The organism is Nonomuraea fuscirosea (assembly GCF_003001935.1).
GTDB lineage: Bacteria > Actinomycetota > Actinomycetes > Streptosporangiales > Streptosporangiaceae > Nonomuraea > Nonomuraea fuscirosea.
Window position 1 is genome coordinate 146,614 of record NZ_PVNG01000021.1, and the last position, 14,234, is coordinate 160,847.

At 71.6% G+C, this 14,234-nt stretch carries 18 protein-coding genes; 6 read left to right on the plus strand and 12 right to left on the minus strand.

Annotation, left to right across the window (positions count from 1 at the left end; all coding sequences use genetic code 11):
- Positions 1-50: 50 nt before the first annotated feature.
- Positions 51-791, minus strand: a complete 741-nt coding sequence (locus B0I32_RS40175; RefSeq protein ID WP_106248638.1) for a hypothetical protein — start codon at positions 789-791, stop codon at positions 51-53.
- Between B0I32_RS40175 and B0I32_RS40180 the strand changes: the two genes are divergently transcribed.
- Positions 784-1,221, plus strand: coding sequence for an alpha/beta fold hydrolase (locus tag B0I32_RS40180; RefSeq protein ID WP_106248639.1), 438 nt, complete (start codon positions 784-786; stop codon positions 1,219-1,221). The genes B0I32_RS40175 and B0I32_RS40180 overlap by 8 nt on opposite strands.
- 10 nt (positions 1,222-1,231) lie before the next feature.
- Here the strand turns inward: B0I32_RS40180 and B0I32_RS40185 are convergent, their stop codons facing one another.
- Positions 1,232-2,134: a LysR family transcriptional regulator gene (locus tag B0I32_RS40185; RefSeq protein ID WP_106248641.1), complete on the minus strand. Its 903-nt coding sequence runs from the start codon at positions 2,132-2,134 to the stop codon at positions 1,232-1,234.
- A gap of 173 nt (positions 2,135-2,307) precedes the next feature.
- On the opposite strand from B0I32_RS40185, the gene B0I32_RS40190 reads away from it, so the two are divergent.
- Positions 2,308-2,613 (plus strand): DUF1330 domain-containing protein, encoded by a 306-nt coding sequence (locus B0I32_RS40190; protein ID WP_106248643.1) that lies wholly within the window; start codon positions 2,308-2,310, stop codon positions 2,611-2,613.
- Between the two features lie 46 nt (positions 2,614-2,659).
- Here the strand turns inward: B0I32_RS40190 and B0I32_RS40195 are convergent, their stop codons facing one another.
- A complete protein-coding gene (locus B0I32_RS40195; RefSeq protein WP_106248645.1) occupies positions 2,660-3,325 on the minus strand; it encodes a response regulator in 666 nt (221 codons plus the stop codon).
- Entirely contained in the window at positions 3,322-4,473 is a 1,152-nt protein-coding gene (locus B0I32_RS40200) for a sensor histidine kinase (RefSeq protein WP_106248647.1), read from the minus strand. The genes B0I32_RS40195 and B0I32_RS40200 overlap by 4 nt, the downstream gene beginning before the upstream one ends.
- A gap of 124 nt (positions 4,474-4,597) precedes the next feature.
- On the opposite strand from B0I32_RS40200, the gene B0I32_RS58215 reads away from it, so the two are divergent.
- On the plus strand, positions 4,598-5,404 hold the full coding sequence (locus B0I32_RS58215; protein WP_181308323.1) for a CPBP family intramembrane glutamic endopeptidase: 807 nt from the start codon (positions 4,598-4,600) through the stop codon (positions 5,402-5,404).
- 95 nt (positions 5,405-5,499) lie between these two features.
- Entirely contained in the window at positions 5,500-5,991 is a 492-nt protein-coding gene (locus B0I32_RS40210; RefSeq protein WP_106248814.1) for a nuclear transport factor 2 family protein, read from the plus strand.
- Between the two features lie 64 nt (positions 5,992-6,055).
- On the opposite strand, the gene B0I32_RS40215 is transcribed toward B0I32_RS40210, so the two are convergent.
- The 4 genes from B0I32_RS40215 to B0I32_RS40230 all read right to left on the minus strand — a co-directional run bounded on the left by B0I32_RS40215 (position 6,056) and on the right by B0I32_RS40230 (position 9,159).
- Complete coding sequence (locus B0I32_RS40215) at positions 6,056-6,544, minus strand: hypothetical protein (protein ID WP_106248649.1); 489 nt, start codon at positions 6,542-6,544, stop codon at positions 6,056-6,058.
- Positions 6,545-6,614: 70 nt separating this feature from the next.
- Complete coding sequence (locus B0I32_RS40220; RefSeq protein WP_106248650.1) at positions 6,615-7,514, minus strand: hypothetical protein; 900 nt, start codon at positions 7,512-7,514, stop codon at positions 6,615-6,617.
- The gene (locus B0I32_RS40225; protein ID WP_106248652.1) at positions 7,515-8,549 is read right to left on the minus strand and encodes a CU044_5270 family protein; all 1,035 of its coding nucleotides are present in this window, start codon (positions 8,547-8,549) and stop codon (positions 7,515-7,517) included.
- Positions 8,542-9,159 carry an RNA polymerase sigma factor gene (locus B0I32_RS40230; RefSeq protein ID WP_245956324.1) on the minus strand — a complete coding sequence of 206 codons (618 nt, stop codon included), beginning with the start codon at positions 9,157-9,159 and terminating at the stop codon, positions 8,542-8,544. Before B0I32_RS40230 ends, B0I32_RS40225 begins: the two co-directional genes overlap by 8 nt.
- A 280-nt stretch (positions 9,160-9,439) precedes the next feature.
- On the opposite strand from B0I32_RS40230, the gene B0I32_RS40235 reads away from it, so the two are divergent.
- Entirely contained in the window at positions 9,440-10,186 is a 747-nt protein-coding gene (locus B0I32_RS40235; protein ID WP_106248654.1) for a class I SAM-dependent methyltransferase, read from the plus strand.
- A gap of 227 nt (positions 10,187-10,413) precedes the next feature.
- Here B0I32_RS40235 and B0I32_RS40240 read toward each other — a convergent pair whose 3' ends face one another.
- The 3 genes from B0I32_RS40240 to B0I32_RS40250 form a co-directional block, all read right to left on the minus strand.
- Positions 10,414-11,133, minus strand: a complete 720-nt coding sequence (locus tag B0I32_RS40240) for a cation efflux transmembrane domain-containing protein (protein ID WP_106248655.1) — start codon at positions 11,131-11,133, stop codon at positions 10,414-10,416.
- The gene (locus tag B0I32_RS40245; protein WP_106248657.1) at positions 11,130-11,570 is read right to left on the minus strand and encodes an ArsR/SmtB family transcription factor; all 441 of its coding nucleotides are present in this window, start codon (positions 11,568-11,570) and stop codon (positions 11,130-11,132) included. The genes B0I32_RS40240 and B0I32_RS40245 overlap by 4 nt, the downstream gene beginning before the upstream one ends.
- 110 nt (positions 11,571-11,680) lie before the next feature.
- Entirely contained in the window at positions 11,681-12,253 is a 573-nt protein-coding gene (locus B0I32_RS40250) for a TetR/AcrR family transcriptional regulator (RefSeq protein ID WP_106248658.1), read from the minus strand.
- A 74-nt stretch (positions 12,254-12,327) separates the two neighbouring features.
- Between B0I32_RS40250 and B0I32_RS40255 the strand changes: the two genes are divergently transcribed.
- A complete protein-coding gene (locus B0I32_RS40255) occupies positions 12,328-13,407 on the plus strand; it encodes a zinc-binding dehydrogenase (protein WP_106248660.1) in 1,080 nt (359 codons plus the stop codon).
- A gap of 10 nt (positions 13,408-13,417) precedes the next feature.
- Here the strand turns inward: B0I32_RS40255 and B0I32_RS40260 are convergent, their stop codons facing one another.
- Positions 13,418-14,200, minus strand: coding sequence for an IclR family transcriptional regulator (locus tag B0I32_RS40260; protein ID WP_106248661.1), 783 nt, complete (start codon positions 14,198-14,200; stop codon positions 13,418-13,420).
- Positions 14,201-14,234 lie beyond the last annotated feature (34 nt).

The window sequence follows — 14,234 nt, forward strand, 5'->3', positions numbered from 1 at the left end:
CAGCAGGTCGATCACGCCCCACCGGCGGGAGATCTCCGCCTTCAGCGCCGTCAGGCCCGCCGGCTCCTCCTGCTTGCCCAGCGGCGGGACGCTGATCCACGGCTCGCCTTCTTCCGGGTGATCTTCACGCCGCCGGTGGTGCCTTTGCGCATCGCCTTGTCCAGCCGATCGAGGGCGGCGGTGTGGCGGCGCTGCAGGTCGGCGATGAACGCCGCCGGGTCACGGGGCTTCTTCAGTGCCTCGTAATGCACGTCCCGGTTGTCGTCGAAGTCGGCCGGCAGGTCCGCCTCGGGGTTGCGCCAGATCTTGCCGCCCTCGACCCAGATTTCCCGCGGGACCGTCTCGGCGCGGTCGTAGAAGACGGCCTCGGAGTCGGCGTAGCGATCCAGCAGCTTCAGAGCGTCCATCACCGGCTGGAAGGTGGTGTTGTTGCAGCGGAAGTCCAGCGCGCGCAGCAGCTTGGGCAGCCCCCGCCGGTAATGACGCGAGTAAGAGCCGCGCAGCTTGACCCGCACCCGGGCACGGAGCTCCTTCTCATTCGCCTTGACCTCGGCGATGATGTCGGCCAGCGTGGTCGTGCCCACCACCGGGTAGATCGCCTTGCGGACGAGCTCCTCGGGCAGGTCCAGCGCCGCCTGGGCGAGCCTGGCCAAGATGCCGTACTTGCCCTGCACCCGCCGGAACTCGCTGCTCAGCTCGTTCTCGACCTTCTTCTCGGCTCGCACGCTGATCTTGTGCACGAGCTGGATCAGCAACTCCACCAGGCCGTCGATCATCTCCGCCTTGCGCACCCAGCACAGCGCCGCCAGCAGAGTCAACCTGATCGGCTCGGGCTGGTCGTGCCGACCCGAGTGGGGGGCCTGGACGGGTGCGGACTTCGTCGCGAACCGCAAGATCCCGGCACGGTTCGGCCCGAGCGCCGCGGAGGGCTTCGACGAGGTCATGGGTGAGGCGATGCTGAAGCTCTACCGGTCGGCCAAGCAGCCGGCCATGAGCGAGCTCGGCGAACAGCTGGCCCGGGCGCCGCGCCGGCCGGGGCTGATGCTGCACACGCCGGAGGATCCGTACACGAATCCCGAGGACACGTTCGAGATGGCCGGACGTGTCGGCGCCGACGTCGCCACCCTCACCGGAGCGGCCCATTGGTGGATGTTCGGGGCTTCCGACCAGGCGGCCGACGCGCTCGTGTCCTTCTGGGCGGGACACGCGCCCGGTCGCTGATAGGTGCGCGTCAGTCCGGCAGCCAGTGCAGCTCGTGCGCCAATGTTCTGGCGACGGTACGGACGCGTCGGTGCAGCGGCGACTGCTCGCGTGGGAGGACCAGGTGGATGGTCAGGCTGGGCGCGCCCCGCAGCGGCCGCCAGGTGAGACCGGCCGGTTGCGTCGTGACCGCGGCTTCCCCGGCCGGGGCGAGGGTGACCCCGTCGCGCAGGTCGCGCTGAGACATGTCGAAAGAAACCGCGGGCGTACGGAATCGAGCCTCCGGCCGGACGTCTCGGAACAGTGCGGCCAGCTGATCGTGGATCACGGGGTTGGCCGCACGGTCCGGGAGCCGCAGCGGGTACGCGGCCGCGTCGGCGAGCTCGATCTCCGGGTGTCCGGCCAGCGGATGATGCTGCGCCAGCTGGACCCCGACGCGCATCCGCCGCAGCGGGAACCGGCGCACGCCACGGCCCGGCTGTTCACCGCGGGTGATCCCGGCGTCGACGCGGCCGTCGGCGACCGCGGGGGTGATCTCCGGTGTCGCCATCGGGACCGCGCCGACCTCGAGTCCGCTGTGGCCGCGCATCAGCCTGTCCACCAGCGCCGGTACGGTCTCGGCCCCGGCGCTGAGGCTGTAGCCGATGCGCAGCGTGCCCAGTTCGCCGGCCGCCGCGCTCCGGGCGGTGTCCCATGCCCGGTCCAGCGCCGCGAGCGCGGGCGGCGCGGCCTCCGCCAGCGCCGCACCGGCCGCGGTCAACACGACGCTGCGCGTGTTGCGGACCAGCAGGGCCGTACCGAGTTGCGCCTCCAACCGGCGCATCCGGGCGCTGAGTGCGGGCTGCGCGATACCGATCCGTGCGGCCGCGCGGGTGAAGTTCAGCTCCTGCGCCAGCACCAGGAAGTAGCGCAGGCTCACCGTGTCCGGGGCCACGTGCCCTCCCCGCCGATTGATAACGATCCGTTCTGAGTCTAGCCCGAACCGGTCTTTCCCTCGGCCGCACATCACCCTCTAACCTGCGCATATGACGCTATATCCGGCCGCACCACCGGTCGAGCCCGGATCGATCAGCCGGACGTTCGTCCGGCCCAGCACAGGAGGTTTCCATGGCCAAGGGCTACTGGGTCAGTGTCTATCCCGACATCTCCGACCCTGAGCGGCTGACCACCTACGACAAGCTGGCCGGCCTGGCCGTCCAGGCGGGGGGCGGGCGTGTCCTGTCCCGGATCCCGTCCCGTGGCGGTCGGGTGGTCGCCTATGAGGCCGGGATCACGCAACGCGTCGTCCTGATCGAGTTCGACAGCTTCGAACGGGCCGTCGCGGCGTACGAGAGCGAGGAATACCAGAAGGCGCTGGTGGCCCTCCCCGACGGCTACGAGCGCGATTTCCGCATCATCGAAGGCGTCGGCTGACAGTGATGATCGAGAGGCCACTGACGAGCCGGCAGGCCGTGCCCGGCTACGTGATGATCTCTTTGCCGGAGGCGGGCAGGCCGTGCAGGCGCAGGGCGAGGCGGGTCCGGTCGCGGACGCCGAACTTGCGCAGCAGGACGGACACGTGGTTCCGCACCGTGCCCTCACTGATGAGCAGCCGAGCCGCGATCTCCCGGTTCGTGGCACCTGCGGCCACCATCCTGGCCACCTCGTACTCCCTGCTCGACAGACGCCCGGGGTCTCGCTCCGGGCTCGGCGTGGCGGGAGCCCGCCGGAGCTCGGCGACCAGGCGTTCGGCGACGGGAGAGGCCAGCACCGTCTCTCCGCCCCCCGCCCGGTGGATGGCGTCGACCAGCTGCTCCGGGGTGCAGTCCTTGAGCAGGTAGCCGACGGCTCCGCCGCGCAGCGCACCGAAGATGTAGTCGTCCTCGTCGAAGGTGCTGAGCACGATCGCGGCGACCCCGGGGTGAAGGACCGACAGCCGTGCGATGAGCTCGACGCCGTCCATCCTGGGCATCCTCGCGTCCACCAGCGCCACGTCCGGCCGGCACTCCCCCGTCACGCGCAGAGCCTGCTCGCCGTCGGACGCCTCGCCGACCACCTCGATGCCGTCCTCGATCTCCAGCATCCTGCGCAGCCCCTGCCGGATCAGCTCCTGGTCGTCGACCAGCAGGACCCTGACCGTCCTCATGACGCCACCCCCGCCCGTACGGGGAGCTCCGCGCGTACTTCGAAGCCGCCGCCCCGCCGGTCGCCCGCGGTGAGGGTGCCGCCCACGGCGCGGGCGCGTTCGGCCAGTGAGCGCAGCCCGAAGCCGCCTGCCGCGCCGTCGTCGCGGCCCCTGCCGTCGTCGGTGATCACCAGCTGCACGTGTCCGCCGTCGAAGGCCAGCCTGCCGCGTACGTGGCGGGCGCCGGCGTGCCGGACGGCGTTGGTCAGCCCTTCTTGCAGGACGCGGTAGAGCACCAGCTCCACGTCGGGCTCCAGGGGCACCTCGCCGCCCACCACCTCGAACGACACCGCCAGCCCCGTACCGTCGAACGACGCCGCCAGCCGCTCCAGCGCCGCGCTGCCGACCCGGCCCTCCAGCGCGAGCGGGCGCAGCGCGCGGACCCATCGGCGGGCGTCGGCCAGCGCCTCCACGGTCAGCCCCTTCGCCTGTCGCACGTCGTCCCAGGCGGCCTCGGGACTGCGGGTGCGGAAACGTTCGGCGTTCTCCAGGCTCATCTTGATCACCGTCAGGTGGTGGCCGATGGAGTCGTGCATCTCCGCGCCCATCCGCGCCCGCTCCTGGGCCACCGTGAGCTCCCTGACGCGGGCCAGCAGCCGCTGCGCGTCCGCCCGCGCGCTGCGCGCCTCCAGCACCGCCGACGTCATGCCGAGCACGAACGCGGAGAACACGACGAACACGGCCGTCTGCGCGACGGCGTCGGTCACCCCGCGCCCGAACCACATCACGACGGAGACGAACAGGGCGGCGCTCGTCCACCCGATGATGAAGAAGGCGGCCCGCATGCCGTGGACGAAGGCGATGTTGGCGATGGCGATGAGCGTCAGGAGCTGGTGCACCTCCGCCGAGCCCGCGGGCCCCAGCGTGAGCGTCGCGAGCAGGAACACCACCGCCACGTGCCGCCGCCATCCGCCGTCCCGCCGCCACGGCAGCACGAGCCACAACGCGGTCACGACGGCCAGGTCGACGCCGAACGCCACGGCCATGCCGCCCGTCTCGCGGTGGGACACGTGCGCGATCGCCGTGGCCCCGAGCATCGTCCAGAACACGACGCTGAACAGGACAGGCCGGTCGGCGTCGCGCAGCCAGAGCGGGCGTGACAGCAGCATGCCTCCGAGCGTAGTGATCCGCGCCGGCGAAGGGATCCTCCTGGCGACCCATGACCCTGGTCATGCCGGAATCAATCCACGGTCCGATGCGCGGCCACCCTCGGGCTTCCTAGCGTGGGCCACCATGAGAATCACCCACCCCGTCTGGGCCGTCCTGATCGCGGTCGCCGTCATGTTCGGCCAGGTGATCGGCGGCTCCGCACCCGTGACCCTGCTGCTGGACCCCGGCCACCCCCTCTACCGGCCGCTCGGCACGGCCGGCATCACGCTGGCCTCGCTCGGGCTGATCTATCTGGTCCGCCGCTTCCTCCACCGCCGCCCGTGGCGCGATGTGGGACTCGCGCGATCGCGGCAGGCGGTGCCGCACCTTCTGGCGGGCCTCCTGGCGGGCGGGGCCGCGGTGGCCGCCTCCAGCGTGGTGTCGGTGACGCTCGGCGTGGCCACCTGGGTGCCGTGGGATCACATCGGCCCTCAACTGCCCTATCTGCCGCTCGCGATCGCCTTGGCCCTGCTCGGCCAGGCGTTCCCGGAAGAGCTGCTGTGGCGGGGGCACCTGTTCGACACGCTGGCGGACCGGCTGTCGCCGAGGGCCGTGCTGCTGGTGACGTCCGTGGTGTTCGGCGCGTTGCACATCATCTCGCAGAGCGCGGCGGACACTCTCGCCGAACGCCTGCTCTACGTGGTCCAGGCGATCGCGCTCGGCTTCGCCTGCGGGGCGGCGCGGGCACGTACGGGGACGGTGTGGATGGCGGTCGGCGTGCACGTCGGGCTCCACACCGGCAACATGCTGCTGCCCACCCAGGACATCTCCTACGGCCTCCAGCTCCTCACCCTCATCTGCACGCTCTCCGTCACCGGTCTGCTCCTGCTGAGAGGGCGCATGAGGAACGAGGTTCGCGGAGCCGATCACGCCCTCGGGGGGATGCGCTGAGCCTCACGGGGAAGCCGCTGCGCGCTGTGGGAACCCACGTTAGAGGTCTGATCGCCGCGAGTGGAGACCCGTCCCGGTCGGCGATGCTGGGCGTCATGAGCACAGCGGACATGACCGAGGATCAGGCCGGAGCGAGGGCGGATGAGCGGTCGCCGGATGACGCTTGGGCGGTGATGCGGAAGTTCTACCAGGCCGAGGCCGCGTACGTGGCCGCGGGTGGATTCGGTGCGGCGAGCTACGACCAGGTCGCTGCCTACCTGGATCCGGAGGTGGTCTTGCATCAGGCGCCCGGGCTGCCTTTCACCGGCACCGGTACCTGGCGCGGTCACGACGGCATGGAGCGATTTCTGGCCCGGTTCAGTGAGGTCTGGGAGTCGATGGAGTTCCTGGAGCAGCAGCACTGGGGTGATGAGGAGACCGTGGTCGTGCGGAACCGGGTGCGCTTTCGTGCCCGTGCCACCGGGCAGGAGGTCGACACGTTGATCGTGCAACTGATCACCGTCAGGGATGGGCGCATGCGCGAATGCCGCCCCTTCTACTGGGACCCCGGCGCCGTCGCCGACGCCTGCCGGCCACGTGACGCGTGAGCCAGTGCCGGTCGGGCCCACGGCCTCCTGAACCCGGGAAACCGTCGGCTTGTGCGTCCGGCTCTCACAGGCAGCGCGGGTCCAGCCCGCCGTTCAACGTGCCGTCCAGGTCGATGATCAGGGTACCTGGGGCAGAGTCCTCCGTGGTCTCGCCGCCGGGCTCGTCCACCAGGGCCCAGGCCGAGACCTCGTAGTCGTCGCGTTGTCCGTCGGGGTCCTCGATCTTCGCCTGGCGGTAGTGGCTCAGCACCTGCTCCACCGGCACGTCAACGTCGAGGGTGAAGCGGATGGTGTACCAGCAGTCGCCGGAATCGCCACCCCTCACCTTCACCTGCGGATCGAACTCCCCGGAGGTCGTCCCGGGCAGCCGCGGATGCTCCACGACGCGGTCCGCCATGCGGGCGAGCTCGAAGTCGTTGATCCACCCGGGCAGCTTGACCAGCGCCCAGAGCAGCACGAACGGCAGCAGCAGCCAGGCCAGGCAGCCGGCCCTGCGGGCGAGCCGCGATCGTCCGGATGAGGTTGAGGCGGGTGCTTCCGCGGGGGTGGACATGGGGCACATGATCGCCTATCGCGGCGAAGGGCCGCAGCCCCGGCGGAAAGGGCGGGGCTGCGGCGGGGGGTCAGCTCGCGCCTGGTGCGGCGGGCTTGTCGTTCGTCCAGCCGGCCTTGATCGTCTGCACGCCGGACTTGCCGAGCACCGGCTTGCCGCCGTTCCTGAGGTCGGTGTACTCGGCCAGCAGGATCATGGACTTGGTGTCCACGAGGAGCTGCTGTTCGAGCACCGATCCCTTCCTGGAGGAGACGGGCAGGGCGAACTTCTGGCCGGTGCGGCCCAGCGGGTCCTTGCTCCGGCCGAGGGCGCTGACGCCCTTGGTGGTCTTGAGCACCTGGTACGCCGCGCTCCGGACCTTGCCGGGCACCGGGACGGCGTACAGGAGCTCGACCGCCCGCGCGGCGACATAGCGGTCGAAGTTGGCCAGCCAGTCGTTCTTCGTCGCCTTGGGGGCGGTGGTCCTGGCCTCTTCCGCGGCTTCGTCGATCCAGGCGTTCACCTCGGCGGCCAGCTGCCTCCTGAGTGCCTCGGGATCCGTCGGCAGCGCCTGGAGCTGGTCATAGGTGACGTTCTTCTCGCCCAGCCGGAATCCGCGCGGCTCCTCCTGCGCGTGCAGGGAGCCCTTGCCCGGGCGGGTGGACAGGCGGATCTTCATGCCTTCCGTGCGGTAGGCCCAGGTGGACGGGGATCCGTCGGCGCGCCAGGCCGCCTCGTCCTTCCTGGTCGCGGGCCTGGCTCCCAGCTCACGCAGGCCGGAATAGCTCTTGCCCGTGGGCGACAACCAGTCGACGCTCACGTTGCTCTGAGTCAGGTGGTAGCCGCTGCCGACCGCGTGGGGGTGGATCGTGGTGAAGGTCGTCGCGACCCGCCAGTACGCCCCCCTCGGCGCGTCGGCGGACGCCGGAGCCGCGGCCACGCCGGCCAGCAGCAGCCCGGCGGTGACGGTAGCGGTGAGCGTGAGTCTCATTCATTCTCCTTCAAGAGGGTTTGCCTCCGCCCAGCGGCTGTCCTGGAGCGCGGTGTAGGTCAGGAGCAGGCCGTCGGCGGCGGAGCGGACTTCGAGGGAAAGAGGGCTGCCGGAGGCGGGGTCGATGACCAGCCGGGTCCTGGTCGGCCCCCGGTAGGTCGGTGGCGCGAACTCGGTGGAGTCGTACTCGACCGCCTGTCCGGCGCGGCCGAGCACGTCGGTGACCTGCCCGGCGGCGGTGACTCCGGGCATGGAGGCGAGCAGCCGGTACGCGGCGGCCCTGGTCCGGCTCGTCACCGGCGCGAAGAACAGCAGCCGCGCCGCGGTGTCGATGGTCGTCCGGTCGTCGGCGGCGAAGAGCGCCTTCAGCCCCTCGGGGGTGTCGGGCACCTCGTTCATCTTGGTCAGCGGCTTGCCGGCGGTGAGGATGCGGAAGTCCCAGTCCTCGGTCGACCAGGTCAGCCGCTCACGGGGCTCGGACCGTACGACTCCGGAGCGTCCGATCTCCGTGGGCTTGTCGAACGTCCAGGACGCCGGCGAGCCGTCGGCGACCCACGCCGCCTCGTCCTGGGGTGTCGCGGGCTTGATCCCGTGGGGGGTCTGGCGGTACCAGGTGAGCCCTTCGGGGTCCGCGGGGATCCAGGTCTCGACCGACTCGCTCTCCCGCAGGACGTACCGGCCGCCGGGCTCGTGGAACTGCCGGCCCTGGACCTCCGTGCTGCCCCACCACGCGCCCTCGTCGGGCACGGCGGCCACCGAGGCGGCGGCGACCAGCAGGAATCGCTTGCCGTCCGCCTGCGCGACCGCTCCATGGGGGACGGGCACGCCGGCGGGCGCGACGTTCGCGATCACGATCGCCGCGGCGGCGGCCCCGGCCAGGCCGAGCGCCAGCGCACTCCACCTGGCGGACCTGCGGCGGCGCCGTACCCGCTCCTGGGCGAAGGCGGCGGCCAGCCGGTCGCGCCCGGCCCGCTCGACCTCGGGCGGCAGCGACGGCGCGGGCAGCAGGTCCCGCACCGCCGGGTAATCATCCATCAGAGCCTCCATGCAACGGATTGACGCCGCCCAGGGCGGCACGAAGCTTTCTGCGCACCCGGTTCAGGCGGGAGCCGACGGTGCCGTACGGGATGTCGAGCGCCTGCGCCACCTCTTCATGGCTCAGCTCGCCCAGCGCGCTCAGCAGCAGCACGTCCCTGTCGCCGTCGGGCAGCGCACGCAGCCCGGCCGCGAGCCGCCCCTGCGCGCTCCCGGCGTCCACGCGGGTGACCACGCGATCCTCGTGGCCGTGCTCCCGGTCGTCGTCGGTGCCGGCGCTGCGCTGCAGCGCGGCCAGCCGCCGGGCCTCGGCCCGCCGGTGCACGGCGATGACATTGCTCGCGAAGCCGTACAGCCAGGGCCGGACCCGGCCGCGCCCGGGGTCGAACGTCTCGCGTTTCCTGAACGCGGCCAGGAACACCTCGGCGGTGAGATCGTCCGCGGCCTGCCGGTCGAGCCGCCTGCCCAGGTAGGCGTAGATCTCGCTCACGTACCGGTCGTAGATCTCACCGAACCGTTCCGGGGTCCGGCGCGACAGCTCCACCAGAGCCTCGTCGCTGATCGTCTCCCGTGGATCGGCGAGATCCGGAGCCGTCGAATTGGCAGTCACATCCCCTACTCATCCGATATGGCGTTCCTCTTTCACGCTTTTTCGTGAAAAGGGGCGGCTTGTGCGGCGGAGTACAGGTGGTCCGCCGTGAACGGCGGATCTTAGGGATGTCGGCCGGAAGAGGGACAGGAGAAGCCGATTTTTCGCTACCGGGCCCGGTTCTGGAGCAGCGTCGGCGCGTCCTTCACCGCCGAGGACGGTAAAGCTGTTGGCGCGGCCGTGGCGGACGCGCTTCAATCAGCGGACCACCACGGCTGAGTCGCGAAGGAGGTGGCGCTTGATGAGTGAGGTGTTCTACTCGCACGCCAGGCTGTACGACCTGATGTTCCCGGGCGGCGGGCCCGCGGTCGGCTTCTATCGGGCCGAAGCCGACCGGCAGGGCGGGCGCGTGCTGGAGCTCGGGTGCGGCACCGGGAACAAGCTGATCCCCATCGCGTCCGACGGGCATCCGTGCGCCGGGCTGGACCTCTCGCCGGACATGCTGGCCGAGGCCGGGCGCAAGGCGGATGAGCGCGGGGTGGCGGTGGAATGGACGCAAGGCGACATGCGGGCCTTCGATCTGGGCCGCACCTTCGACTTCGTGTTCATCGCCGCCAATTCCCTGCTGCATCTGCACGAGGCCGAGGATCTGGTGAGCTGTTTCCGGTCGGTCCGGCGACATCTGGCGCCTGGAGCGCGGTTCGTCTTCGACGTGTTCAACCCGAGCGTGCGCCTGCTGGCCGCGGCCGATGGCGTGCGGCGCAGGCGGGAGACGTTCACGGATCCCGACCGTGGCGAGGTCAACGTCGACGTCACCGATGTCTACGACGCCTCCGCGCAGGTCACCCGCGGGACGTGGCACCTGTCGACGGCCGCCGAGCCCGACTTCGTCGTCGCGCCGCTCGAGGTCAGGAGCATCTTCCCGCAGGAGCTGCCGCTGCTTTTGTCACTCGGCGGCCTGCGGCTCGTGGAGCGGTTCGGTGACTGGTCGGGGCGGCCGTTCGCGGGGGACGCGCGGCTTCAGCTCTGCGTCTGCGAGCCCGCGTGATCGAAGGCGAGCCAGGGCCTTCGCGGGCCGTGCTCGTGGTGCTGCGCCGTGATGCCGGGATCCCAGGCACCCCGGAGCCCGGCATCACGAGATCGGCGATGATCACTGCTGATCCGCATGGTGATCGTCCTGAGCGTTCGACAAGGAGTTGCGGATTCACGCTAGGAGCTCAAGCAGCGTTGAGGTCGGCTTCGGTGGCGCGTCATGACGCCACACCAGCACGCAGATCAGCTTCCGGACGGTGAGCAGCAGGAACAGCCGGGGGCGCAGGTCCCGCATCCCTCGTCCCGTCCCTCGGCAGCGGCGGAGGGAGCGGTGATCGGGGTGAGGCAGCAGGTGTCACCCCGCCACGCTTCGCGGCCTTCCTTGACCGCGACGGCGGCGATGGCCAGCGCGGCGATCGGGTCGGCCCAGGACCAGCCGAAGAGGCTGTTGAGCGCCAGGCCGGCCAGGAGCACCCCCGACAGGTAGGTGCAGAGCAGGGTCTGCCTGGAGTCGGCCACCGCCGAAGCCGAGCCGAGCTCGCGGCCGGCACGGCGCTGCGCATGCGACAGGAACGGCATGATGACCAGCGACAGCGCGGCCAGGATCAGGCCAGGGGTGGAGTGCTCGGCCTCGCCGGCGCCGAGCAGCGCGCGGACGGCGTCGAAGGTGACGTAGGCGGCCAGGGCGAAGAACGAGATCGCGATGACGCGCAGCGCGGCCCGTTCCCGCTGCTCGTGATCGGCGGCGGCGAACTGCCAGGCCACCGCCGCGGCGGAGGCCACCTCGACGATGGAGTCCAGGCCGAAGCCGATGAGCGCGGCGGAGGAGGCGGCCGTGCCGGCGGTGATGGCGACCGCGGCTTCGAGCACGTTGTAGGTGATGGTGGCCGCGACCAGCAGCCGGATCCGGCGCCGCAGCACGGCGCGCCGGTCCGGGGCGGGCGGGTTCAGCGCGGTCGTCATGTCGCCTCCCCCGCCGCGTTCCTCGTCCCGGCGGAGGCGCCGTCGAGCTGGGCGAGGTCGTGGTCGAGTCCAGGCTGTGGGGTGCGGTGGACGGGGCGCAGCACCGCGGCGTGGCCGGTGGCGGCCAGCAGGTGCTCGGCGGAGGCGAGGAGGTCCATCAGCTCGGGCCGGGTCAGCGAGTAGAAGGACTGGCGGCCCTGCGGGCGGTAGTCGACCAGGCCGCAGTCGCGCAGGCAGGCCAGGTGTTTGGAGATCGTGGACTGGGCCAGGCCCAGTTCGCCGGTCAGGTCCACCACGCGGGCCTCGCCGCGGGCCAGCCGGGCCACGATGCGCAGCCGGGTCTCGTCGGCCAGGGAGTGGAACAGGGCCGCGGCCGGGGAGACGCCGGCGGCGATGTCGGTGCTGACGCACCGGCCGCCATCAGGATCGATCGCCATATGGCGATGATAGCCCGATACGCCCATATCATCGCAAGATGGTCAGGTTGCGCCCCCGTTCACCCGCTGGGATTCCTTCCTCCAGGCCGTCTTCTTCCGTGGTTACGCGCTCAGGCCGAGGTCACGGCGGCTCGTACGAGGGCCCGCGCGAGCTCGGTGGTCTCCGTGAGGGTGTCGAAGGGGAGGGGCTGGGTCGCGAGCGCGCCCTCGTGCAGCACGAGAAGGCGGACGGCGAGCGCGGCCGGGTTCTGGCAGCCCGCCGCGCTGGCGAGTTGCTCGAAGAGGCGCAGCAGCCAGCGTTTCTGGGCCGCGGCGATGCGGTGCGCGGGGTGCTCGGGGTCCGGCAGTTCGGCCAGGGCGTTCATGAACGCGCAGCCGCGGGAATTGGTCTCGCTCCAGCTCCGCAGCGCGGCGAAGGGGGCGGTGACCGCCTCGACGGGATCGGCGCACGCCTCGACGGCCGCGGACACCAGAAAGCGCCAGCGCCGGTCGCGCCCGGCGAGGTAGGCGGCCACGAGGTCGTCCTTCGAGCCGAACTGGTTGTACAGGGTCCGTTTGGTCACGCCGGACCGCTCGGCGATCAGGTCCACCCCGACGGGGGTGATGCCCCGCTCGTAGAAGAGCTCCTCGGCCGCGGCCACGATGCGCCGACCCGCCGGGGTCAAGGTACGCGACTCGGTCATCGGCCTCCTTCACCGTTCTGTGTACTCTAGCAAGAAGTTCACAGAACGGTATATCTGAGGGAGGCGTCAGACCCATGAGCACACCCGAGACCATGCACGCCATACGGATCACCCGGCACGGCGGCCTGGAGGCTCTGGAGCGCGCCGAAGTGGCCGTACCCGTCCCGGCGGAAGGGGAAGTGCTGGTCCATGTGATGGCGGTGGCGCTGAACAACACGGATCTGTGGACCAGGGAAGGCTCCTACGGGCGGCCGGGAGATCCGGACGCCTTGTCGGGCTGGCGCGGGCCGATCGGCTTCCCCAGGATCCAGGGAGCCGACGTCGCCGGCCGGGTCACCGCCGCCGGGGCGCGCAAGGACGAGGCGCTGATCGGCCGGCGCGTCGTGGTCGACCCGGCGATCTACGACGCCGGCGGCCCGGACGCGAACCCCGTGGGCCTGATGGGCAGCGAACGTGACGGCGGCTACGCCGAGTACGTGCTCGCCCCGGTGGAGCGCGTGCACGACGTGACCGGCTCCCCCCTCACCGACGACCAGCTGGCGGCCCTGCCCACCGCGTACGGGACCGCCCTGGGGATGATCGAGCGAGGCCGCCTCGAAGCGGGGCAGACCGTCCTGGTCTCGGGCGCCTCGGGAGGGGTGGGACTGGCCGCGGTGCAGCTCGCCCGGGCCCGGGGCGCGCGGGTGCTCGCCGTCAGCAGCGCCGCCAAGCAGGACGCGGTACGCGAGGCGGGCGCGCACATCGTCCTGGACCGGGCCCGGGACCTGCCCGCCCAGATCCGCGCGGCCGCTCCGGACGGCATCGACGTCGCGCTCGACGTGGTCGCGGGCGACCTGGTGAGCCAGGGCCTGCCGCTGCTGCGCGAGGGCGGCCGGTGGGTGGTCGCCGGCGCGCTGGGCGGGCACGGCGTGCGCTTCGACGTGCGCCGCCTGTACCTGCACAACGCCCAGCTGATCGGCTCCTCGATGCACACGCCCGCGCACTTCGACCTCCTCATGGACCTGGCCCGCCGGGCGGAGATCCAGCCCGTCATCGCGGCGGCGTACCCGCTCGGCCAGGCGGCCGCGGCGCAGCGGGAGCTCGCGCTGCGGCGGCACGTCGGCAAGATCGTCCTGCACCCGCCGGCGCCCGGCTCCCGCGCCCCGGCGGCCTGACGCCCCGGCGTCAGGTGGCCGGGGCCATGGCCAGGTCCGCCTCCAGCCGGCGGGCGGCGGCCTGGAGCGTCGCCACGAGGGCGGGCAGCTCGGTGTGCTGGTAGCGGACGCTCGGCATCGAGACGGACAGGCCCGCCACCGCGACGCCCTGGTCGTCGCGCACGGGTACGCCGACGGCGACGACCCCGTGCTCGGAACGGCCCTGGTTGACCACGAACCCGGCCCGCCTGATCCGGGTCAGCTCGCCCTTGAGCCGGGTCAGGTCGGGGCGGGCGGACGGCTGCTCGGCGTACCGGCCGGGGGCGTGGACGGCCTCGACCTCGTCGGGGGTGAGCTCGGCGAGCAGCAGCAGGCCGGCCGTGGTCTGGTGGGCGGGGAAGACCATGCCCTCGCGGTTGCCGACGCGCAGCGCCTGGTCGCACTCGACGCTGGCGATGAACCGGGCCGTGTCGCCGGTGCGGATGGTGAGGTTGGCCGACTCCTTGACGGCGTCGACCAGGCGGCGCAGGTGCGGCAGGGCGGTCGCGCGCAGTTGCGAGGTGCGCGAGCGCGAGTGCTCGGCCAGCTGGAGCACGGGGCCGGCGTGATAGCGGTGCCGTTCGTCCTGCAGGGCGAAGTCGCGGTAGACGAGCATCTGCAGCAGCCGGTGCGCGGTCGAGCGGGCCACGCCGAGCCGGCCGGCCGCCTCCGAGACCGTCAGCGCCCCTTCGAGCTGCAGCATCGTCGCGATCCGCAGCGCGTGGTCGACGCTGGCGACCGCGTACGCCGGCGGAGTCTTCAGCGGCTTGTCCACCGCACCTCCCGTTCTGCACAGAAGAATGTGTTGT